The sequence below is a fragment of the Paenibacillus sp. J31R122 genome (assembly GCF_056269185.1).
Window position 1 is genome coordinate 420,709 of sequence record NZ_JBWDNM010000003.1, and the last position, 22,416, is coordinate 443,124.

Sequence of the window (22,416 nt, forward strand, 5' to 3'; positions counted from 1 at the left end):
GGAGGTTCACAATGGGAGCGTATCGTTTTGAATGGAGTGAACGGCTTCGTATTTGTTTACCGGTTCTCGAAACCGCTTGGGAGCAATACGAACCAGCAGAACAGCTGGCAATTGTGGAGCAATGGGAGCTCATGCGAGGGTCGATTCCTGATCGTGTCATGGAGTTTGAGCAAATTATTAATGTGAAGCAAGCCCAGTTATTTGAAGAAGAAAGCTTTGAGCATTCTTGTAAACTAAACTATGATATTGCCGATTATGCGAGTCGAATAAATGATTTGCATATCTGGTATCGCATTGATCAGCAGATAGAATCACGTTGGCATTCATGAACATGATGTTGAGGAGGGATGCGTCGTGAGGTTAACGACTCTATCCAGCAGCAGGGTGCCCAAAAATCCATTTAAGCTCATGCATCGAGTATATAAATATGTGCTTCCTGAAGTGAATAAGGAGCTAGAACAGCTTCGTCACTTCGCGGATCTTATTCCAGATGCCGAGCTGCGTACTCAAGCGCTTGATAGCATGAACAGTAAAAAGTTTCATTGCCAGGGCGGTGGCGTCTATGCGGCTGCAAACCTTGAGCATAGACATGTGCTAATCCCGCTTATCGTAGCTCTACAAACGATCAGTGACTATCTGGACAATCTGTGTGATCGAAGCACCTCGCTTGATCCCAAAGACTTTCGCTTGCTGCATCAATCCATGCTGGATGCTGTTAATCCCGAAGCAAAGCTTCAGGATTATTACGCGTTTCGCTGCGAGAACGACGACGGCGGTTATTTGCATCATCTAGTAACAATCTGTCAGAGCCAAATTGCAAAGCTCCCATCCTATAGCAGTGTTCAGGAGCATGTCATAGAGCTGGTTACGCTTTATGGCGATTTGCAGGTGTATAAGCATATTCGCAAAGATTTGCGCGAATCTCAGCTGCAAGCTTGGTGGGAGGGTCATAGGGAAAATTATCCGAATCTGCAATGGAATGAATTTGCGGCAGCAACAGGCTCGACGCTTGGAATGTTTATGCTGTTCCTAGCAGCGAGCGAGGATAATTTGTCCATACAGGATGCAGCATCAATCAAAAATATTTATTTTCCGCATGTTTGCGGTCTACATATATTGCTTGATTATCTGATTGATCAGGAAGAGGACCACGTAGGCGGAGATTTAAACTTTTGTAATTATTATGATAATGATAGTTTGCTTGTTGAGCGTCTCGGCACCATAGTGAATCGAGCGCGGGAGGATGTCAAACAGCTGCCAGCCTCCCGCTTTCATCGTTTGATTATTGAAGGGCTATTAGCCTTGTATTTGTCAGACCCAAAGGTTCGCCATCAGGCGGATGTACGCGATGTTTCACGGAAGCTTATGAAGAACAGTCCGCTTACGCGTCTGTTTTTTCTCATAAACAGCATCTGGATTCGAAAACAACAGGCTTAATATAATCAAACAACTTGGAGGAATGTACCATGTCTGCAGTCAAATCAATCGCAGTTATGACAAGCGGAGGAGATTCGCAAGGTATGAACGCTGCTGTCCGTGCTGTAGTACGAAGCGCGCTATATCATGGGTTAGATGTATACGGTGTACAAAGAGGTTATCAAGGACTTCTCAATGATGATTTGCGTCCAATGGATCTGCGGAGCGTAGGCGATATTATTCAACGCGGCGGAACTATTTTACAAACAGCTAGATGCAAAGAGTTTATGACAGCTGAGGGACAACAGCGCGGCGCGGAGGTGCTTCGTTCAAGGGGCATTGACGGTCTCGTTGTTATAGGCGGCGACGGTTCATATCATGGCGCCAACAAGCTAAGTAAGCTTGGCATTAAGACTATGACGCTTCCCGGCACAATTGATAATGATATACCTTTCACAGACTTTACAATCGGTTTCGATACAGCGGTAAGTATTGTAGTCGATGCGATTAACAAAATTCGTGATACGATGTCCTCGCATGAGCGTTCATCGATCGTTGAAGTTATGGGTAGGCATTGCGGTGATATTGCGCTTCATGCTGGTCTCGCAAGCGGTGCGGAAACGATTCTCGTACCAGAGGTTCCATTCGAGCTCAGCGAGGTTGCTGATCGGATGAAGACGAACTTTGCTAAAGGAAAACGTCACAGTATTATTGTTGTTGCTGAAGGCGCGGGAAAAGGCGAAGAGGTTGCCAAACAAATTACAGCGAGATGTGACATCGAGCCTCGTGTTACTGTACTTGGCCATATTCAGCGCGGTGGAACACCGACTGCTATTGACCGTATTTTAGCAAGCAAGCTTGGTGACTTTGCTGTAAGACAGCTAATGGCTGGTGATTCAGGCAAATCTTGCGGTGTCATAAAAGGTGAGCTCGTAACAACTGACATTGAAGAAGTAGTAAACGCTAAGAAGCCGTTTAATATGGATATGTATGATTTGGCACTTCGTCTATCTCAATAAGCTATTGTTCCACGAACCATTATAAGAAGTGTCAATTATTATTTAAATAATAAGCACATAGAAAAACCGTTCAACCTCGCTGCTTAGGCGAGAGTGGACGGTTTTTTTGAGGCTGATAATTAAATTACTTGTATGTGACATCAGGTGTATACTTGTTGCCGGCGTTCCATAATAAATACTCCGTAACCTGAGTATCGTTCAGCGCTTTGATTTGCGCCTCTACCTCGGCCTTGCCATATTTGGTGAACTGGCCTTTGCCTAGCCAGCTTGCAGTAAAATCCTGTATCCATGGCCGGATAATCGGTTTGAGTTCACCTGTAGGATCAAGCTTCTTATGTGTGTCGATCATAGCTCCTTTGATCGTTTCGTACGGACTTTTGTCAGGGTATTTCTGCTTAAACCAGCCCGTACTATAATGACTAGGATATATCATTGGTGAAATAACATGTACGTCGTTTGATATTTTTACAAAATCTTGTCCGATTCCCTCAGCAGTAGGCACGGATGCCGCATAGCCGAATATGTCCACAGATACACGGACACCAAGTGGTTCAAGCTGCTCTCTGGCGTATTTGACGAAGCCGGCGACCGCGTCGACACGACTTTGTTCTGTCTTGTTGAAGGTTAACGAGGCTGCTTTGTTCTCGAATCCTTCTGGGAAACGAACATAATCAAATTGGATTTCTTTGAAGCCAAGCTTTGCTGCTTCCTTCGCAACGGCAATGTTATAAGTCCAAACCTCTTTGCGGTATGGATTGACAAAGCTTTCACCGCGTCCATTTTTCCACACCGTTCCATCTGGATTGAGAAACGACAATTCCGGTTGTTTTAATGCAAGCACGGTATCCTTGAAAGCAACAATTCGCGCAATCGGATAAATATCATGCTTTTTGAGAGTAGACATTAACTCGCTGATATCGCGAATGTACTTTTTTGGAGTGCCTACTTCCAGTAACTCAGGTGTTGTAGTCGGGTATGTAATATAACCGTTATCATCCTTAATATCGATAACCATACTGTTAAGCTCGGTGTCATCCAGCAATTTCAATAATGACTCCATTCGCGCGCCGCCAGCGCTGTGTGCGGTTACATAGATGCCTTTGACTACTGGTGCATCCGGCTGCGGATCTTTCTTAATAGTTGAAGCCCCGCTAGCTTCTTCGCCAACGTCGCCTTGAAAGGCTGAAGTTGGTTGAATGATGGTTTGACCGGCTGCTGCATTCACGTATGCAATGGCAAGCTGTTTGGCTGCCGCACTGTCTTCTCCGCTACCAGTGAGCAAGTTACATAGCAGCAGTATTGTCGAAATAATGATGTCCATTTTGCCCTCTCCCCGTTAGCTATTCATATCAGATTATAAGACAGACTGCTTGTCCGGGTCATCAATTATTTTCGAAATCGAACAAAAAGCCAGTCGAAATAAGTCTCGACTGGCGCAAGGGTAATCGGCATATCCCTTAAATTGTCATTGTAATAAAGCATCTCTTTGCTGAGTGCAAATGCTGTGCTGAACAATTTCCATTGCGTCAGCAGGCTCAAGTAAAGCTAGACCGTCACGTAGCACGATGCTAATTTCCATCTCATGTTCCGTAAGAAAAGGACTAAGCTCTGGGGCAAGCTTTTCTACAATTTGTGACAATTTGACCGTTTCCATATCCATTGAGCATCACCCTTCCATCATATTGTTAAGGGGAAATCATATGGCAAGAAACCTAAACTACGGGATAGACTTATTATAGCAGGATCATTTTCAAAAACATAGGGATACCTTGTAAAATCCATGTTTGCGTATATGGCTATTCCTTTGGTCTAGAAAAGTCACCGATTACGCCTACGGTTTCGACTATGTTGATGAAAGCTTGCGGGTCGATGGATATAATTGTTTTGCCAAGCTCGGCTAGTTCGTACCGTGTTCTCACAGTCATTAGCATATCACGCTCGATGGAGGAGAATGCTCCTCGTGTCTTGATTATCGTAATACCTCTAGGGTGTGTGAGAAGCTTAGAGAGGAGCTCCTCCGTTTTGGTCGTAATGATGAAGGCTGTTACTTTATTATGTCTCACATGAACGAGATCTACTATTTTTCCTGCTGAGAAAATGGCTACTAATGAATACAAGGCAGAATTCCAATTTTTAGTGAACAGAATAAGGACGGCTATGACAACTCCGTTTAATAAGAAAATAATCATTCCTATTGGTAAGTCCCGTCTCCGCGTAACAATAGAAGCAATAATATCGAATCCGCCGGTAGAGCCTCCGTAGCGAAGCGTCAGCCCGCTGCCGAACCCGATAATAATTCCGCCGAATACAGCTCCGAGCACGATGTCTTCAGCTATTTTAATAATAGGAATGAACTGAAGGAACAAGGTAGATGCTATTACCGAGTAGATGCTCCATACAATAAATCGGTGACCAACTACGAACCAACCCCAAATAAGGACAGGTACGTTTAACACGAAAAATAACCAGGCAATATTTCCTCCGGTGATATAGCCGATCATCATGGAAATGCCGGATATACCGCCGGCTAACAGCTGGTGCGGGATGAGAAACCAGTTGAATCCAAGCGCTACCAGAAGAGCACTTGCTGTCATGATGGGTATTGTGATTAAGTACCGCTGTGAGTGAGGATTCAAATTAATCGCTCCAATACATTCTAAGTTATAGGTTGGTTCATTTTGTCATGAGTAGTATGGCTTTAATTGCTTTGCTGGTATTCACGATTGATTCTGTGCTATAATGTTTTAGATATTCTTAAGTAAGTTGCAGATAAAAGGAGTTTGAGAAAAGTTTGAAAACATTTGCTGAATTTGGCTTGGAACCAAAAGTGTTACAAGCAATTACCGAACTTGGCTTCGAGGAATCTACCCCGATCCAAGACAAAGCGATCCCTATTGCGATGGCAGGAACAGATTTAATCGGCCAAGCACAGACGGGTACAGGAAAGACAGCGGCATTCGGAATTCCGCTCATTAACAAAATTCCGACAAGCGAGGACCGCATTGTCGCATTAATAATGACGCCAACCCGTGAACTCGCTATTCAAGTGGCTGAGGAAATCGGGAAGCTATCACGTTTTAAAGGTACTCGTTCATTGCCGATTTATGGTGGACAAGAAATTGGTCGTCAGATTCGCGCATTGAAGAAGAAGCCGCAAATAATTATTGGTACGCCAGGACGTTTGCTGGATCACATCAATCGTAAGACGATTCGTCTTGAAGATGTACAAACTGTCATTTTGGATGAAGCGGATGAAATGCTCGACATGGGTTTCATGGAGGATATTCAATCCATCCTGAAACAAGTGCCAGAAGAGCGTCACACGATGTTGTTCTCGGCTACTATGCCAATTAACATTCAGAAGCTTGCTCAGCAATTTCTGAAGAGCCCGCAACATATTTCGGTTATGCCTAAAGAAATTACTGCACCGCTTATTGAACAATGCTATATCGAAGTTCATGAGCGTCAGAAATTTGAGGCGCTTAGTCGTTTGCTCGACATGGAATCCCCTGAGCTAGCTATTATTTTCGGCCGTACAAAGCGCCGGGTTGATGAGCTGAGCGAAGCACTTCAAAAGCGTGGCTACACAGCTGATGGCTTGCATGGTGATTTGTCGCAGAACCAACGTGACAGCGTTATGCGTAAATTCCGTGATGGCAGCATCGATGTATTGGTAGCAACAGACGTTGCTGCACGTGGTCTAGATGTTTCCGGCGTAACGCATGTTATTAACTTTGACCTTCCGCAAGATCCTGAGAGCTATGTTCACCGTATCGGTCGTACTGGACGTGCAGGTAAAGAAGGTACAGCATGGTCTTTCGTAACGCCGCGTGAAACTGATCACTTGCATTTCATCGAGAAAATTACTCGTCAAAAGATGAACCGCAAGCCGCTTCCTAGTATTGCTGAAGCTATTGAAGGCAAACAACGCGTTACGGCTGAGCGTTTGCTCGAAGTTGTTCAAAACGATGAGTTCTCGGAGTATAAAGCGATTTCCATTCAATTGCTGGAGCAATATGACTCCGTGCACTTGCTATCGGCAGCTATAAAATTGCTGACGGGCGAGAAGAAAAATGTTGAAATCGAATTGACGCCTGAAGATCCGCTTCGCGCGAAGAAACGCAGACCAGACGTTCGTTCAAGTGGACGTCCGTTCAATCGCAGCGGCGGCTCCTCTTCATACGGCGGCAACCGCGGCAGCAGCACTGGCGGCGGCGGATATCGCGGACGCGATGACAGACGCAGCGGCAGCGGTAGCAGCGCTGGCGGCAGCTCGCGCGGCGGGTATGAATCTCGTGGCGCTAGCGGCGGCAGCGGCGGATATGGCGGTAAGAGAAGCAGTGAAGGGCGCAGCAGCAGCAGCCGTCCTAAGAGTTCGACTGACGGATTCGTGAATAATTAACAAAAAACCGAGGAAGTCCGTGATGCCTTACGGGCATCCGTGCTTCCTCGGTTCTTTTATTTTTAGATATCTCCGCGAAACGATTGCTTTTTGCCATAGAGTACGGCGATCACCGTTTACGCTTGCTAGACGTTAATTAGTAAGATGCAAACCTACTTATTATTACAAGAAGTACAGACATAATGAGAATGGAACCTGCAAAGATGAATAGACCGAAGCTTGAGCTATTCATGCGGACGTTGATATAATCTTTTGCAAGCTAGTCTGGTGGGCGTAATCTTACTATTCTGGAGGCAGATCTGATGGAACCAAGAGGGCTAATGGGTGGGTTTTACCGTATTTCCGAGTGGATAATGCGATTATCAGTAATTAATGTTTTGTGGTTGATTTGTTCTTTGCCATTTGTTTTCTTTGGCGTAACCTTGCTGTTAACTGGCGGCACCGGTACTGAAGCGGAAATACTCAGTCAGATATACATGACACTTATTATTATGGCGATTGTCGCTCCATTTACACTGTTTCCTGCTACTGCGGCGATGTTTGCGGTTGCGCGTAAATGGGTAATGGGAGAAACGGATGTAGCTCTGTTTAAAACTTTTTTCAAAGGTTATAAGGAAAACTATAAACAGAGTATGATAGGCGGGTTGCTTTACACGATACTGTTTGCCATTATGGTCGTAGACTTTATTGTTTATCGTGAGCAGTTAAACTTACTATCATACATTTTCATAGCCTTTCTAGTATTGTTAGTTGTATCGTTGTTTAATTTCTTCTCAATGCTTGTACATTATCATATGAAAACGTTTCAATTGCTGAAGAACGCTCTGCTTATTACGATCGGAAAACCTTTCCGTTCATTATCGACAGCTATAATGAGCGGAGCGGTTGTATATTTTAGTACAAAATTTACGTTTCTAATTCCATTCTTCATGGGCAGTATAATTGCTTATCTAGCGTTCTGGAACTTCCACTTGATCTATACTAAGCTTCAGGACCAAGCGGAGAAAGCTCGTTTAGCTGAAGAAGAAGAAGCAGAGAAAGCGGAACAAGCGGCTGAAATTGATCGTATCGATTTAGTGAAAAGCGATTCAAGCAACTCCAACAAATAACAACGAGCATAAGTTTACTTTTCTTGATGTTCGGTCTATAATAACTATACCTCCTGCGATGCTCGTTGCGGCTTTACGCTGTTTTGAACCAATGGCTGTTTCACGGGAGACCAAAATCGAAACGTAGCTGACACGCCCCCGAAAGGGGATCTCAAAAGCGGTTCTGCGGTCACCCACCTGCGTAAGCGGGTTCAGAAACATGTGAGTCGGACGGCATAGGCGGGTTCTTGTTTTGAAATCAAGAGCATTTACTGGTTAAATCCAGTAAGAGCTCTTTTTTCATGGGACAAATCATGGTATCATATAGAGTAATGTACATAGATTCCGGAAGGGGAGATCGTTGTTGTTGAAGCGGACCTTGATCGGGTTGCTGCGCAGTCACGAACAGACTGGAGACAGGGCTAAGGATCCAATGCTCAAATCTCATTTCTACAAGCTGTCTAGAGAGAAAGCTTGGGATGAAGTGATATCGACTCTTAAGAAAATGCAGGGCTACAAAGTGTTGCATGAGGTTCAATCGGTAGGAGAGATTGTGCTTGAGAAGCGCACCGCATTTGGGAGAACGATGGACATTACTGTATCCGTCATAAGTGTTACACCACTACAGTCAGCGGTTGATATCTATTCCGCATCTCGCGGCTCGCTAGGGGACCTTGGATCAAATTATAGAGTAATTATGGATCTATACCGTACGCTAGACAAGAAGCTTGCGGCATTCAAAGTGTGATTCGAATACATAAACAAAGCGAGGAAGGATGCCCTTCACTCGCTTTGTTTTCAGTATGAGAGTATTTTGGTTCTCGAATTAGGGAATTATACGAGCGCTTGTGCAGCGTTAATCGCTTGTTCGTAGTTAGGATGCTCTGTCATTTCATTTAAGTATTCGATATATTGAATCTTATCGTCAGCATCAAGAACGAAGATCGAACGATGATCAAGACCAAATTCTTTAATATATACGCCGTAAGATTCGCCGAAGCTATGTGTTTTGTAATCAGAAAGCATGACCACTTTGTCTATACCGGCAGCACCGCACCAGCGTGCTTGTGCGAAAGGAGTGTCAACACTCACTGTAAGGATAATGACATTGTCTCCTAGCGCGCCAGCAGCTTCATTGAAACGGCGAGTTTGTGCGTCGCATACGCCAGTGTCGATAGACGGAACTACACTAATCAATTTCACTTTACCGGAGTAATCTTTCAAAGAAACCGTTTCTACCAGTGATTTGTTCAAATTGAAGTCCGGAGCTTGGTCTCCGACTTTCAATTCAGGTCCAACTAATGTGATTGGGTTGCCTTTAAATGTAGCAGCACCATTGCGTTCTTGTGTCATGTGTAAAATTCCTCCTCATATTTGATTGGTCGATACCAGACTAATTATAATCGTAATGAAATAGCCTTGTCCAATTGTTGGAGAGAAAAAAAGGGGGACGATTCAATGATCTTCTTAAGATATGAAAGTTTTCGCTCATACTTACGGCTGTACCCGGTTACGTCAACATTGATTGCCTTGAATATCATCTATTTTATTGTGCTCGTTTCAAGTGGAAGTCCAAGTGATGCGTACCATCAGATAAAATTCGGCGCTTTCGTTACGAAATGGCCGGAGGATCCTTATGGAATGCTACAGCCGTGGAGATACTTAACTTCCATGTTTTTGCACGGTGGATTAGAGCATATTCTTTATAATATGTTTGCATTATTCGTGTTTGCTCCGCCACTCGAAAAGTTGATGAAATCTCTGAAATATGCGTTATTTTATTTGCTTTGTGGCGTAGCGGGGAACGCGATGAGTGCTTTAATAAATGTCATTGAACATGATCCTTCATTGAATATAGGTGTGGGGGCCTCAGGGGCTATCTATGGCATTTACGGAGCTTATCTATATCTTTCGTTATTCCGAAAATCACAGCTTGATGAGGGCTCGCGTAAAACGGTATATACGATTTTGATTTTTGGTGTTATCTATTCTTTTGTTGTGCCTGGTATTGGAGTGTGGGCGCATATAGGGGGCGGTATCGCCGGATTTTTGCTCTACAGTGTTCTTGAACGAAGCAATGTGCGGAAACAACGGTATCGAAACTAAAACTACTTGTCGACGGGAGAGAAACGAACCGTTATGGAACTTCGTCAGCTTTATTATTTTGTTAGAGTTGCAAGGAAGGAACATGTAACGAAGGCTGCGGAAGAGCTGCATGTTGCGCAATCGGCGGTTAGTCGCCAAATCCATCAGCTCGAGGAGGAGCTTGGTGTTAAATTATTTGTTCAGAAGGGTAGAAATCTTCAGCTAACCCCTGTTGGTCAACTGTTTCTGAAGAGAGCTGAAGTAATATTATCCGATCTGGAGCGTGCGGTAATTGAAATTCATGAATTTCTTGATCCTGAAAAGGGGGAAATTAGACTTGGATTTCCACATAGCTTAGGAACCTCATTGATCCCGCAGGTGGTTGCTGCTTTCCGTAAGCAGCATCCTAATGTAAAATTTAGATTTAAGCAAGGGATGTATCCATCCCTTATAAGAGATATGATAAAAGGTGAAATTGATTTGGCGTTTATATCTCCGTTCCCGGATGATCATGAGTTCGTCTGCGGCGAGGTGCTTTTGACGGAGGAGATGTATGCGATATTACCTCCTGGACATCGTTTATCTTCGAAAGAATCGATCGAACTAAAAGAGTTGGAAAATGAAACGTTCGTATTGTTTAGCGAAGGCTACTCATTGCGACCTATTGTGTGGGAAGCTTGTCGAGAAGCTGGTTTTACACCGAAAATCGGCTTTGAAGGAGAGGAGACCGATACAATACGCGGTTTAGTTGCTGCAGGAATGGGTGTCAGCTTGCTTCCGGAAATGGCGCTGCATTATACGGGTCCGCTGCAGCCGGTGAAGGTACGTGTAACTAATCCTCAGGTAACGCGTACGATTGGACTCATACAGCGCACTAACGAGAAACTTCCATTGGTAGCTAAGGTGTTCCATGGCTTCCTGGTACGTTACTTTCAAGATCGAATGAAATAATCGTTTATAATAGAAAGAGCAGCTCCAGAAGGTCGATTTCTGACCATTCGGAGCTGCTCTTCTTTGCTTTAACATCAGTAAGAACTATTAATCTCTATTGTTTAAAAAGATCATAACGTATCGAACCAGCTCAAGTAAGGACAGGAGAGCTGCTGCAACGTAAGTCAAGGCCGCCGCATTCAGCACCTTAGCTACGCCTCGTTCTTCGTTATTAGTAATAAACCCTTCAGAGATCATCAAGTCCCGTGCGCGACTGCTTGCATTGAACTCAACTGGAAGCGTGATTAGTTGAAATGCTACAGCTACAGAGAAGAAGATGACGCCTAGACCGATCAGATTCGCTGCAGAGAATAAAAAGCCAGCGATGAATAGGAAAGGGGCCACGCCCGACGCGAAATTGACGACTGGGAAAATGCGATGACGCAGAACAAGCATTGGATAGTGTTCGGCGTGTTGAATGGCATGTCCGATCTCGTGACAAGCAACAGAAATGGCTGATATTGATTTTTTATAATATACAGGCTCCGATAAACGTACGACTCGGTGTATAGGATCGTAATGGTCTGTCAGTGTGCCTCGTACCGGCTCAATCGGTATATCGTGCAATCCGTTAGAATCCAGCATCCTTCTTGCGGCTTCGTAGCCAGTTAGACCGCTGTTTGCTTCGACTTTTGTCCATTGATTAAATGTGCCTTTGACCCGGAATTGTGCCCAGATCGTTAAGATAAAAGCGAGTATAGTTAGCGTGTAAATAATAACCATCGAATCATTCCTCCATTATTCATCATTTATACGTTACATAAGAGGCCCTTTATTAATGATTAGCATAATAGCTTCGATACAAGCAGCGGTTTGAGGCATTAAGCGCGTATATAGATGATTCGCTTGGCGCGGCTTCAAATTTTTAATGACTGGCTCTAATTCCTTCACCTCACGCTCTAGTTGACTTAGATGAAGCTGTAGATCCGTCAACCTGCGAGATAGCTGCTCCTCATGCGTTACTTTGCTCCAGCTGTCTAATCGAGCCTTAATCTCATCTAACGTATATTTATCTTTTTTCATCTCTTCAATACGTTCCAAACGTCCTAAGGTTTCATGTGCGTATAGACGATAGTTTTTCTCGGAACGCCGTGCTGGTGCGATTAAGCCGAGTGAAGTGTAATAATCAATTGTCCGCGGACTAATCGATGCTAGCTTAGAAAGCTCCCCGATTCGATACATTAATATATTCTCCATCTGATCACTTCCTTCCATTACAAATACTTACCTACAATATAAGAATGTTCATCTCTATACTCTTCATGATAATAGTAAGTAACCATACAGTCAAACGTGATACATGACTATGTAACTAGAAAGTGAGTGTTATATGCAATTCGTCATAAAAAGCGATTTAAAGGCTAAAATGCGAAGGTTGTGACCTTCTGAGCAGCTTATTTTTGTGTGAATTATCAAATTTCTCAATATCCGTGTTAGATAACATGCCGAATGTTAGGTTTTTTTTGAAAAACTAATGAAAACGTATTGTCAAACTGAAAATCGTTGACTATAATGACACTAAGTCTTTCTTGTAGTGTTAATAAATATAACATTTGGAGAGTGAATGTGATGTTGAAGAAAACGATGTTAGGTTTATGTGGTCTGATACTTTTGTTCCCGACAATGGCATTCGCAGATGATCCATCTAATGCAACATTGAACATGGGTCTGAACGCGCTTTGGGTTATGCTTGCCTTTATCTTAGTACTACTTATGCAAGCTGGATTTATTCTACTGGAAACCGGCTCTACTCGAATGAAAAACGCGGGCCACGTAGCAGGCAAAACAATCTTCACTACAGGTTTAGCAGCCCTTATCTATTGGGCATTCGGTTATGGCTTCGCCTTTAGCGGCGATAACGCATTTTTGGGCTGGGGTAACTTCTTCTTCGATCCAGCGCGTGCTTCTGAGGACAATGGCTTGCCAAGTACGATTTTCTTCTTATTCCAATTAGCATTCGCGGCAGTTTCGCTTTCCATTGCATGGGGCGGCTTCGCGGAACGCGCAAAGCTTTCGTCATATATTGTATTTACGGTCTTTTTCGTGGCTATTATCTACCCTACTGTTGCTCATTGGATCTGGGGCGGCGGTTGGCTTGCGGAAGATGGAGCGCAAGACTTTGCCGGTTCCACGGTTGTTCATTTAACTGGTGCTCTTGCGGCATTTGCGGCAACGATATTGCTTAAGCCTCGTATCGGCAGGTTTAACAAAGATGGTTCGGCAAATGAAATTTTAGGACATAACCAAGTTTTCACGGCACTATCTGTTTTGATCTTGTGGGTGGGTTGGTTTGGTTTCAATGCTGGCTCCACTGTAATGATCGGTGATGGATTCTTCGGGTTTGTCGCATTCAACACGATGCTAGGAGCTGGTGCGGGCGGAGTTGCTGCGCTCCTAATTAGCTGGGCAGTTTCAGGTAAAGCGGATATTACAACTATGCTAAACGGTACACTTGCAGGTCTAGTTGCTATCACAGCATCATGCGCGTTCGTTGATCCATGGGCTGCGGTTGTTATTGGTCTAGTGGCTGGTGTGCTTGTATTCTATAGCACGAAGTTTTTCGAGAAGATCAAAGTCGACGATCCAATTTATGCAATGTCCGTTCACGGAGCGGCAGGTGTTTGGGGTACTTTGGCTAACGGGATATTTGCAACGCAAGCATTGGCTGATAAGGTCGGTGTAGGTACAGGCGGTTTGATCGACACTGGAAGCTGGAAGCAATTATGGGTGCAATTCGAATCTGTAGTTGTAGTTGGCGCCTTTGTACTCGCGGCTTCGTTCCTCGTTCTAGGCTTAATGAAACTTGTTATGGGCTTCCGCGTAACAGAAGAACAAGAAATTATTGGTCTTGACCTAAGTGAGCATGGCACTTACGGCTATCCAGAGCAAATGAAAAAGTCCGGACAAAACATTCAAGGCTAATCGTACAGATTATAATGCAGTGACCGAGGGGAGCGCGTGAAGCATGAGTGATCCGGTACGGTTGCAACTTCTGAAACAGATTGGTTCAATCGATCATGTGGAAGGGCTGCGAAGCTTGCGGGATCAAGCACACGAACATATGGAAGCTCTTCTCTGCTCGCAACCGGTCGAACAATTTAATGAACAACTAAATGAGGTATATGACGCGGTCATTAATCGAGCGATCATCCTCGCAGAAGCGGATATGGCACGGATGGGGAAGGGTTCTCCCCCCGTGCCTTACGCATATATATTGTTCGGCAGCGGCGGCCGCGAAGAGCAGACATTGTCTAGTGATCAAGACAGCGGAGTTGTCTATGAGGATCCAGTGTCAGATCCAGCGAAGGTTCAGCAATATTTTATGAAGTTGTGTGAGCTTATTGTAAATTATTTAGAAAAAGCAGGCTATCCGCGTTGCGAAGGAAATGTGCTTAGCGATAATTCAGAATGGTGCTTGTCATTGTCAGAGTGGAGCGCGAAACTAAACGAATGGTTTGAGGAGCCGACTTGGGAGTCTGTTCGCTATTTGTTAATCATTGCTGACGGACGCTGTATATATGGGGAAAAGAAGCTCTTGGATTCATTGAAGGATCTCTTTTTTACCGATATGTTAAATCATTCAATTATAGTGCGGCGCATGCTTGAAAATACGATGCGGCACAAAGTGCTGTTAGGTGTATTTGGTCAATTATTGAAGGAGCAATATGGTGAGGATGCGGGCAGCTTAGATATTAAATATGGAGCATATATTCCAATGGTCAATGCCATTCGTTTGCTCTCTATTCAAGCGGGAATACGGGAAACGTCAACGCTGGAGCGGATGAAGCGGCTCGTTCAGCTTGGTAAAATGTCTGAGGCGGACTTAGCGGTATATGAGCAGGCTTTCCGATTGTTTCTGCGTTTACGACTGATGACGACGGAACAAAAGGAAGAAGGGTTGTATACGAATAATGGGAAGCTTGCAAGCAGTAAGCTTACGAAAGAAATGACTGATGAACTAAAAAGCAGCCTGCGACTGGGCAAGAAACTGCAACGCGCGGTATTCAAGCAAACGATGGGCAGGCTTACGTGAGGCGGTGGTACTTTGATGAAAGAACAAAAAGGCGTCGGTCGCATGTGGAACCTCTACAAAATGGGGGGAGTTACGCCTGCCATCGCTTCTATGCTAGGCTCGCCAAATGCTCAGCAAATGGCGTTTATTCGTAATGTTAATCGAGAGCAGCGGAAGCAGTCAATGATCGATACACCGTTAAAAGAGCTTGAGGTTGTCGTTTTTGATTTAGAAACGACGGGTTTTTATCCAACTAACGGAGATGAGATTATTTCTTTTGGAGCTGTTATATGCCGCGGAGGAGAGCTCGTTGAAAGTGAATCTTTTTACAGCTTAGTAAATCCAAAGCGGAAAATTTCTAGAGCGATTATTGAATTAACGGGCATTACGAATGAGATGGTGCAGATTGCTCCAGATTTAATGCAGGTGCTTCATGATTTCATGGAGTTTGTCGGCAGGCGCCTGCTTGTTGCACACGCTGCTGGACATGATAAACAGTTCCTCCATGCTGCATTGTGGCGAACGTCGAAGGTCAGCTTGAATCACAGAGTACTTGATATGATGATGGTGGCGAAGTGGTTAGAGCCGAAGCGAGAAGGGTATAGTCTGGACGAACTGCTCGCAAGCTGTGGAATAACGATTACGGAGCGTCATCACGCACTGCATGACTCAGTCATGACGGCAAAGCTGTGGAACAACTATTTAGCTCGTATTTTGGAGAGAAATATTATAACGCTTGGTGATTTATATGCTTATTTAAGTAAGCACTAGCTGAAGCGGAACAAATTTTTGACCCTCTCGATAGTAAGGCTGTACATGTGGATTGGATTGATTTTTAAGCGATACGATCCAGTAAGATAGATTAGAAGCTGGCAAAAAACCAGCCGAATCACTTATGGATGGTACTGCGGACGTAGTAGGGTGAGAATGGAACAAGCCGACAAGTGTTTGTCGGTTTTTTTGCATGTCATAATAGACCCTCGTCCATTCGGCTGGATCGAAGGAAAACGATTGTGTTGGATTGTCATGAATATTCTTTATAGGAATAATAATATCGATTATAAGTGAGTTAAGTGTGCCGGTATGCTCGTTTGAGTGAAGAGGGGGAGCTTGACTGCTGCCAACTATTCCGCAGGCCTCGTAGGGCATTTCAGCCGTGCATAAATGGATGAGCTGGTTGTAGGCTTGCTTTGTCATGATGTTTTTTGTTGGATTTGCTCTCATCTATTAACCCCTCTGATGTATGTTGTCGGAATCTTGGTTTATTATAACTTCCCGTTAGGGTATAAACAAATATACGGATACCGAGAATATACATAATGCGGTGCTTGTTATTTTAAGCCGTTCTAATACGAGGTCCGCATTAGAAAAGTGACGGATTTATGGCTATATGGTTCTGTATCTTGAGCTTCCAGACAGTGCATGATACCATGTAGGCAGTTGAAAATGTTTCGGAAAGAAGGATTGCCATGAAGCGCGTCTTTACGCTGTTTACGATTGCGTTTGTATTTGCTGGATTAGCTGTTTATCAATATATGAGTGATGATCCTGAGTCGATCACTTCAGCGGCAACCTCAGCCGACTTCAAGCCAAAGGCCGATAATCAAGCGTTGACTTTCCAGCTTCCGGATCTTGATGATAAGAGCTACACGGTTGGAGACAAGCAGGGAAAGCTAATGTTCGTCAATTTCTGGGCGTCATGGTGCGGCCCTTGTGAGCTTGAAGCGCCAGATTTGCAGCGGTTGCATGAAGAGTATAGTGAAACCATGCAGATGTATGGAATAAACGCTACGAAGTATGATAAGGAACGATCTGCGCGAGAGTTTGTTGTTGAGCATGAATTCACATTTCCTATTTTGATGGATCGAGTGGGAGATGTAACGAAGCAATATAAGGTGGATACTTTTCCAACGACCTTTCTGATTGATGGCAATGGCGTTATACGCGAACGCATTAATGGCGTCATTCCATATGAGGAATGGGAGCGATTAATTAAGAAGTGGATGTAGCGGAAAAGAAATAAAGGTTTGCATTCCCATCCAAGATGATGGTAATGCAAACCTTTTTTAATTTAGTGATTGTTAAGACCGATTCGATCCTGCGGATCAGCGAGGGCGGTGTCGACCTTAACCATATTTAATAAAGCGTAACGTATGCTGTCAACAAGCGCTTCCCAGCTGGCTTCGATGACATTGCTGGACACGCCGACTGTGCTCCATGAGTTATCTAGCCCGGTTGATTCGATGAGTACGCGTACTTTAGCAGCGGTAGCGTCTTTCTCGTCGATAACACGAACTTTATAATCGGATAGATGGATGCCTTCAATTTTAGGGTAAAATTGTACAAGCGCTTTGCGGAGCGCATTATCGAGTGCGTTAACGGGCCCATTTCCTTCTGCAACAGTGTAGACTTGCTGGCCTTCGACGGTAATTTTAACGATAGCTTCTGAAACCATCTGCCCATTAGTTTTTTCAACAAGCATTTTGAAGGAATCGACCTTGAAAATTTCCTTCGTTTCACCGAAAGCCTCTCGAAGCAGCAATTCCATAGAAGCGTCAGCACCCTCGAATTGATAGCCTTGATGCTCAAGCTCCTTAATTCGGTCCATGATGAGCTTCGTTTTATCGTTATTAGCGTTCACGTCAAGCCCAAGCTCCTGAGCCTTGGATATAATATTGCTTTGACCTGCAAGCTCTGAAACGAGAATCCGCTGTTTATTGCCGACAAGCTCTGGCTGGATATGCTCGTAAGTTTTCGAATCCTTCATTATGGCGGATACGTGGATACCGCCCTTGTGCGCGAAAGCCGCATTGCCGACAAATGCTTGACCGACAGGCATATGTACGTTTGCGATTTCACTTATAAAACGTGCTGTTCCTGTCAAGGAACGCAATTTATCATCCGGCAAACAAGAATAATTCATTTTGATTTGGAGGTTAGGAATGATGGAGCAAAGATTGGCGTTGCCGCAGCGCTCGCCATATCCGTTTATCGTTCCCTGCACTTGACGAACACCAGCTTGTACAGCTGCTAAAGAATTCGCTACTGCGAGCTCGCAATCATTGTGCGTGTGAATCCCGATTGGTGTCGTTAACTCCCGAGTAACACGTGCTACGATCTCACTGATTTCATCGGGCATCGTTCCGCCGTTTGTGTCACAAAGCACGAGCCAATTTGCTCCTGCCTCCTGCGCTTTCTTTAGAACGGATAACGCGTATTCTGGATTGTTTTTGTAGCCGTCGAAGAAATGCTCCGCATCGAACAAAGCTTCCATGCCGTTTTGTCTCAAGAACGCAACGGAATCATAAATCATAGCTAAGTTTTCTTCGAGCGTTGTTTGTAGGGCAGTATGTACATGGAAATCCCATGACTTTCCGACGAGTGTAGCAGCCGGAACGCCAGATTCAGCGATGCGAACAAGGCTTGCGTCCTGTTCTGCAAGACTGTTTTTACGCCTTGTGCTGCCGAAAGCGGTAATTTTGGCGTTTAGGTTCAATGCTTTGACTCGCTGGAAGAACTCAATATCTTTACTGTTGCTTCCCGGATTACCGCCTTCAATATAGTGAACCCCAAGCAAATCAAGCTTTTGGGCAATTTTTAATTTGTCATCCGCTGACAGGCTGATTCCTTCACCCTGTGTACCGTCACGCAGCGTCGTATCAAATATAGAAATGTTTGTTGCCATTATCGGGACGCCTCCTTCACTGGTTACCTTTACAAATCATAATATAATATTATAACACTTAATGAAGCGAAAGTAGAGAGGGGAGCTGCATTTTTTGTTGCAATATAAGAAAATGTAAGCGTATGAATCTTGTTTGATTGGTTGATATGGGTTTTGACAATCAAGGAAAGTATAGGCTTTTTATGCTTGCAGAGATCAGGATTCGTTGACTTAAACTTGTTGCGAATGTATGCTGGGGATGGTTGAACCTATGTAGTTTTTTTTGGAGCGAATAGGCGGTGTTAGTTGCTGATATGATAAATGTGAATGAACATTACCCGGCCAAAGGCCGTGTCATTATTCATCTGGATATGAATGCTTTTTACTGCTCGGTGCATGAAGCGGAGCAGCCAGAGAAATATAAGGATAGGCCAACTGCAGTATCTGGTAGCGTAGAACAGCGCAAAGGGATTTTGGTCACCAGCTCTTACATGGCTAGGAAGCTTGGCATCAAAACTGGGATGACGGTAAGTCAGGCTCTCAAAATATGTCCAGACCTTATTTTAATCCGGCCGGACTTTGATCTGTACCGTAAATACTCACATGGGTTTATGGCCATAGCAAGGCAGTATACACCGCTTGTTGAAGCTGTTTCGATTGATGAATGCTATATGGATATTACAGGCTCCAAAATGTTCGGATCACCACTGGAAATCGCTGCAATGCTGCAGCAGCGTATTGGGTCGGAGTTGTCGCTGCCCTGCTCCATCGGCTTAGCTCCTAACAAGCTGCTTGCTAAGATGGCGTCTGATATGAAGAAGCCGAACGGCCTAACTGTACTGCGAATTCGTGATGTGAAAAGGGTATTGTGGGATAAGCCTTGTGATACGTTGTTTGGTATCGGCCAGAAAACAGCTATTAAGCTCCAGAAGCTAAATATTCGCACGATAGGGCAATTGGCGGAAACAGATGAATCGGTGCTCATCAAGCATTTCGGCGTTGTCGGTTCCTGGATGAAATCAGCGGCTTATGGTATTGATCATTCGGTTGTAAACCCGAACCGGGAGCGCAATAAGTCAATTGGCCATACAACGACGCTTCCAAGCGATATTACAAAGCGCGAAGACGTGTATCGTGTGCTGCTCAATTTATCAGACCAGACAGGACGAAGGCTAAGGCGGCAGAAGCTGGTCACTACGACTGTGCAAATTACTATTCGTAAGCCTGATATGACGACAATTGCTCGGTCGCATACGATGGAGGCGCCTACGCAGTCTACGGATGATATTTATAAAGAAGCATGCAGGCTATACGACAAACATTGGCAGTCCGGGGAATCTATCCGTTTGCTAGGCGTAACGTTGCAAAATTTATCGCTATTAGACGAGACTGACTTGCAATTGGACTTATTCAGCTATGAGCAGCAGCCACGAAAAGAAGCGTTGACGAAAGCGATGGATCTGTTGCGGGATAAGTTTGGGGAGGATGCTGTGTTGACAGCGGGCATGCTCGGAGATGATCCGTCTACCTTAATTAGGAATAAACGAATTCGCGGGACATCCTTGCAAAAGGATGATAGTTTGTTATATATTGATGAGTGAATGTTTACTATGTAGAAAAAGCATAAAGATTATTATTCGATACATTTATTTTAGGAGGGGATTTCCATGGGTAAGTTTACCTGGGTAGAAAAAGATACGTGCATCGCTTGTGGAGCTTGCGGAGCTACTGCTCCTGACATTTATGATTATGATGATGAGGGCATAGCTGAGGTTATATACAAGGCTGATGGCAATAAAGGGAATACAGAAATTCCAGAAGATTTGTATGATGATTTGCAGGATGCGGCTGACGGTTGCCCGACAGACTCCATTAAAATTGCAGACGAGCCATTTAACTTTTAATTTACGTTATTGAGTGTAGGTCCTTCTCTTATCGCACACGCGATGGAGGAGGACTTTTTTTTGCTTGTTCATCCACTAAGAACCGTTCGATAAAATGAAACGAGTCTTCTGCCGATAAAAGAAATATAGCTGTCGCAGGGGGGATAAGGATGGACTCGCCAGAGGATATATTTTATTTGAAGCAATTCGTGAAGCAGCATCCCGATAATCAAATGGGCTGGTATTTGCTCGGGAAGCAGTACTTGCTCGCGGGAAAAGAAGGCAAAGCGAATTATTGCTTTATTCAAGCAGGGGACGTATATGATGCTTTTGAGCAAGAAAGTCATCCAATAGCGGAGTATCAGCTGCAAATGCTGAAGGTATGGGATAAAGATCAAAAGAAAAAGAAAGCTGCTCGCAGAGCGAGAGTGCTAGCTGTACTTTTATTGTTGCTGGCTGTGTTTGTACCTGCGAATGGAGCCATACCAAAAAAAGAGGCTGTCCAAACTATTCCTGAAATAATAGAAGATGTACCTCCATTTGGTGTCGTAGTTGTACCTCAGAAGGAGCTTCGACCAATTGGAAGGGCATGGGATACTCTAATGGACGCGGGGAGAGAAGCTCCATTGAAAACAGTAGCGCTCCGTATGGAGGAAGAGGCGGGCTGGCGTAAATGGACAGGCAAAAATAAGTTTATAATGTCTGTTGAAAAGCAGGGTGCGAGCAATGAGCAGCAGGTTACGATGTATGATCGGGGAATATGCGATTGTGAGCCTTCGGATAGCAGTGGGCTTGGTGTGCAGTTCCTTGAGTGGAGCAAGCAGCAGGAGATGCATTGGACGCTTTCGAGCGCAGTGCAGCACTATGAGAGGAAGTATGGAAAGTGGCCTCAGAAATTTGATGATCTTATACGTCCATATCCTGATAATGTGCTATCGGGTGAGAAGCAGGGGATGCGGGCGCTGTTCGACAGGGCGCTTACGAAGCTTGAGGCTGTCAATTCGGTGGATGGACAGAAAAAACCTGGACAGAGTGACGACAGAGCAGGTCAACAACAGACTGATAAAGCTCATCAGGAAAAGCTGTCAAAAAACCAGCTGATAGGAACTAATGGGTTATTGGAGCAGCAATGGAATAAACCGCTTGAGGTTATTGTAGACAAAGTGACGCACAGGCTGGCTGTCATACAGGGTACTATTATTGTACGCAGCTACATAGTTGGCTTGGGGGGAGAAGAAACGCCCGAAGGCGGCTTTTACATTAGTGAAAAGGTCAGAAATCCGAACGGGAGCGATAATGGGACGTTTGGCAGCAGAGGCATGACCTTGTCCAACACCTTATACGCCATTCATGGTACAGATGAGCCTGGTAGTATAGGTAAAGACGAATCATTAGGCTGTATTCGTATGAAAAAGGAGGATGTCGAGGAGCTTTTCGATATGATTCCGCTGGGAACAATTGTAACAATAAAAAACGGGACGCTTCCGTTAGATTCTCAAGCTCCAGCTGAACGTTTCCAACTAGAGCCGAGACAAAACGAAACCAATCCCGCAAAAGTATATAAATGGTTAAATTAATCTGATTACGAACCAACGATCAGAAGTACAGCTACTGTGATTACGACAACTGCAACAACAGCCCCAACCCAGATCAAAGCTTTTTTATTTACCTCTTCTTTTGGTTTTACTTTCATCGTTGCGGGCTTTCTTTTTGCTGAACTCATTGAGAATCAACCTCTCTATTTTCATAGTTATGTATAATCTAGTTTCATTGTAATCGTTTTCCTCCTATGCTGCAATATAACGGAAGCTTGCGTATAAGTTGCAAGCTCTTTTCTTTTTGTTTCAAAAAAGATAA

24 protein-coding genes and 1 other RNA gene are annotated in these 22,416 nt (G+C 44.3%); 16 read left to right on the plus strand and 9 right to left on the minus strand.

The features are described 5' to 3' along the window. Nucleotides 1-11: 11 nt before the first annotated feature. The 3 genes from AC0YN7_RS08210 (at nt 12) to pfkA (ending at nt 2,435) form a co-directional block, all read left to right on the plus strand. Complete coding sequence (locus tag AC0YN7_RS08210; protein WP_475809464.1) at nt 12-329, plus strand: hypothetical protein; 318 nt, start codon at nt 12-14, stop codon at nt 327-329. Between the two features lie 79 nt (nt 330-408). After that, nucleotides 409-1,437 carry a tetraprenyl-beta-curcumene synthase family protein gene (locus AC0YN7_RS08215; protein WP_475809516.1) on the plus strand — a complete coding sequence of 343 codons (1,029 nt, stop codon included), beginning with the start codon at nt 409-411 and terminating at the stop codon, nt 1,435-1,437. Nucleotides 1,438-1,466: 29 nt separating this feature from the next. Further along, nucleotides 1,467-2,435: a 6-phosphofructokinase gene (pfkA, locus tag AC0YN7_RS08220; protein ID WP_475809465.1), complete on the plus strand. Its 969-nt coding sequence runs from the start codon at nt 1,467-1,469 to the stop codon at nt 2,433-2,435. Between the two features lie 124 nt (nt 2,436-2,559). Here pfkA and AC0YN7_RS08225 read toward each other — a convergent pair whose 3' ends face one another. From AC0YN7_RS08225 to AC0YN7_RS08235, 3 genes are all read right to left on the minus strand, one after another. Beyond that, complete coding sequence (locus tag AC0YN7_RS08225; RefSeq protein WP_475809466.1) at nt 2,560-3,756, minus strand: putative glycoside hydrolase; 1,197 nt, start codon at nt 3,754-3,756, stop codon at nt 2,560-2,562. A gap of 144 nt (nt 3,757-3,900) precedes the next feature. Beyond that, nucleotides 3,901-4,095, minus strand: a complete 195-nt coding sequence (locus tag AC0YN7_RS08230; RefSeq protein WP_475809467.1) for a hypothetical protein — start codon at nt 4,093-4,095, stop codon at nt 3,901-3,903. A gap of 136 nt (nt 4,096-4,231) precedes the next feature. Further along, the gene (locus AC0YN7_RS08235) at nt 4,232-5,029 is read right to left on the minus strand and encodes a YitT family protein (protein ID WP_475809517.1); all 798 of its coding nucleotides are present in this window, start codon (nt 5,027-5,029) and stop codon (nt 4,232-4,234) included. Nucleotides 5,030-5,226: 197 nt separating this feature from the next. Between AC0YN7_RS08235 and cshA the strand changes: the two genes are divergently transcribed. The 4 genes from cshA to AC0YN7_RS08255 all read left to right on the plus strand — a co-directional run bounded on the left by cshA (nt 5,227) and on the right by AC0YN7_RS08255 (nt 8,673). After that, on the plus strand, nt 5,227-6,837 hold the full coding sequence (gene cshA, locus AC0YN7_RS08240) for a degradosome RNA helicase CshA (protein ID WP_475809468.1): 1,611 nt from the start codon (nt 5,227-5,229) through the stop codon (nt 6,835-6,837). A 302-nt stretch (nt 6,838-7,139) separates the two neighbouring features. Next, nucleotides 7,140-7,946: a YesL family protein gene (locus AC0YN7_RS08245; protein WP_475809469.1), complete on the plus strand. Its 807-nt coding sequence runs from the start codon at nt 7,140-7,142 to the stop codon at nt 7,944-7,946. 47 nt (nt 7,947-7,993) lie between these two features. Continuing rightward, a non-coding RNA gene (gene ssrS, locus AC0YN7_RS08250) (6S RNA) lies at nt 7,994-8,176 on the plus strand. A gap of 110 nt (nt 8,177-8,286) precedes the next feature. Then, the gene (locus AC0YN7_RS08255) at nt 8,287-8,673 is read left to right on the plus strand and encodes a DUF1499 domain-containing protein (RefSeq protein WP_475809470.1); all 387 of its coding nucleotides are present in this window, start codon (nt 8,287-8,289) and stop codon (nt 8,671-8,673) included. Nucleotides 8,674-8,759: 86 nt separating this feature from the next. Here the strand turns inward: AC0YN7_RS08255 and tpx are convergent, their stop codons facing one another. After that, entirely contained in the window at nt 8,760-9,278 is a 519-nt protein-coding gene (tpx, locus tag AC0YN7_RS08260; protein ID WP_475809471.1) for a thiol peroxidase, read from the minus strand. A gap of 105 nt (nt 9,279-9,383) precedes the next feature. Between tpx and AC0YN7_RS08265 the strand changes: the two genes are divergently transcribed. Both AC0YN7_RS08265 and gltC read left to right on the plus strand, forming a co-directional pair. After that, entirely contained in the window at nt 9,384-10,031 is a 648-nt protein-coding gene (locus AC0YN7_RS08265) for a rhomboid family intramembrane serine protease (RefSeq protein ID WP_475809472.1), read from the plus strand. 33 nt (nt 10,032-10,064) lie between these two features. Beyond that, entirely contained in the window at nt 10,065-10,961 is an 897-nt protein-coding gene (gene gltC, locus AC0YN7_RS08270; protein WP_475809473.1) for a glutamate biosynthesis transcriptional regulator GltC, read from the plus strand. 87 nt (nt 10,962-11,048) lie between these two features. Here the strand turns inward: gltC and AC0YN7_RS08275 are convergent, their stop codons facing one another. Together AC0YN7_RS08275 and AC0YN7_RS08280 are read right to left on the minus strand one after the other, a co-directional pair. Further along, entirely contained in the window at nt 11,049-11,723 is a 675-nt protein-coding gene (locus AC0YN7_RS08275; protein ID WP_475809474.1) for a zinc metallopeptidase, read from the minus strand. A 33-nt stretch (nt 11,724-11,756) separates the two neighbouring features. Then, on the minus strand, nt 11,757-12,197 hold the full coding sequence (locus AC0YN7_RS08280; protein WP_475809475.1) for a MerR family transcriptional regulator: 441 nt from the start codon (nt 12,195-12,197) through the stop codon (nt 11,757-11,759). A 372-nt stretch (nt 12,198-12,569) separates the two neighbouring features. Here AC0YN7_RS08280 and AC0YN7_RS08285 point away from each other — a divergent pair, with 372 nt between their 5' ends. From AC0YN7_RS08285 to AC0YN7_RS08295, 3 genes are read left to right on the plus strand one after another with little or no spacing between them, the layout of a single operon-like run. Then, nucleotides 12,570-13,922: an ammonium transporter gene (locus AC0YN7_RS08285; RefSeq protein WP_475809476.1), complete on the plus strand. Its 1,353-nt coding sequence runs from the start codon at nt 12,570-12,572 to the stop codon at nt 13,920-13,922. Between the two features lie 43 nt (nt 13,923-13,965). Beyond that, a complete protein-coding gene (locus tag AC0YN7_RS08290) occupies nt 13,966-15,033 on the plus strand; it encodes a DUF294 nucleotidyltransferase-like domain-containing protein (RefSeq protein WP_475809477.1) in 1,068 nt (355 codons plus the stop codon). Nucleotides 15,034-15,048: 15 nt separating this feature from the next. After that, nucleotides 15,049-15,783, plus strand: a complete 735-nt coding sequence (locus AC0YN7_RS08295) for an exonuclease domain-containing protein (RefSeq protein WP_475809478.1) — start codon at nt 15,049-15,051, stop codon at nt 15,781-15,783. Here AC0YN7_RS08295 and AC0YN7_RS08300 read toward each other — a convergent pair. After that, nucleotides 15,769-16,236, minus strand: a complete 468-nt coding sequence (locus AC0YN7_RS08300; RefSeq protein WP_475809479.1) for a M67 family metallopeptidase — start codon at nt 16,234-16,236, stop codon at nt 15,769-15,771. The two genes, AC0YN7_RS08295 and AC0YN7_RS08300, sit on opposite strands and share 15 nt — an antisense overlap. 245 nt (nt 16,237-16,481) lie before the next feature. On the opposite strand from AC0YN7_RS08300, the gene AC0YN7_RS08305 reads away from it, so the two are divergent. Then, on the plus strand, nt 16,482-17,021 hold the full coding sequence (locus AC0YN7_RS08305) for a TlpA family protein disulfide reductase (RefSeq protein ID WP_475809480.1): 540 nt from the start codon (nt 16,482-16,484) through the stop codon (nt 17,019-17,021). A gap of 62 nt (nt 17,022-17,083) precedes the next feature. Here the strand turns inward: AC0YN7_RS08305 and cimA are convergent, their stop codons facing one another. Then, nucleotides 17,084-18,697 (minus strand): citramalate synthase, encoded by a 1,614-nt coding sequence (gene cimA, locus AC0YN7_RS08310; protein ID WP_475809481.1) that lies wholly within the window; start codon nt 18,695-18,697, stop codon nt 17,084-17,086. A 293-nt stretch (nt 18,698-18,990) separates the two neighbouring features. Between cimA and AC0YN7_RS08315 the strand changes: the two genes are divergently transcribed. From AC0YN7_RS08315 to AC0YN7_RS08325, 3 genes are all read left to right on the plus strand, one after another. Beyond that, nucleotides 18,991-20,277 (plus strand): DNA polymerase IV, encoded by a 1,287-nt coding sequence (locus tag AC0YN7_RS08315; protein ID WP_475809518.1) that lies wholly within the window; start codon nt 18,991-18,993, stop codon nt 20,275-20,277. A gap of 66 nt (nt 20,278-20,343) precedes the next feature. Beyond that, the gene (locus AC0YN7_RS08320; protein ID WP_475809482.1) at nt 20,344-20,580 is read left to right on the plus strand and encodes a ferredoxin; all 237 of its coding nucleotides are present in this window, start codon (nt 20,344-20,346) and stop codon (nt 20,578-20,580) included. Nucleotides 20,581-20,729: 149 nt separating this feature from the next. Continuing rightward, nucleotides 20,730-22,136, plus strand: coding sequence for a L,D-transpeptidase (locus AC0YN7_RS08325; RefSeq protein ID WP_475809483.1), 1,407 nt, complete (start codon nt 20,730-20,732; stop codon nt 22,134-22,136). A 5-nt stretch (nt 22,137-22,141) separates the two neighbouring features. Here AC0YN7_RS08325 and AC0YN7_RS08330 read toward each other — a convergent pair whose 3' ends face one another. After that, the gene (locus tag AC0YN7_RS08330; RefSeq protein ID WP_475809484.1) at nt 22,142-22,282 is read right to left on the minus strand and encodes a hypothetical protein; all 141 of its coding nucleotides are present in this window, start codon (nt 22,280-22,282) and stop codon (nt 22,142-22,144) included. Nucleotides 22,283-22,416 lie beyond the last annotated feature (134 nt).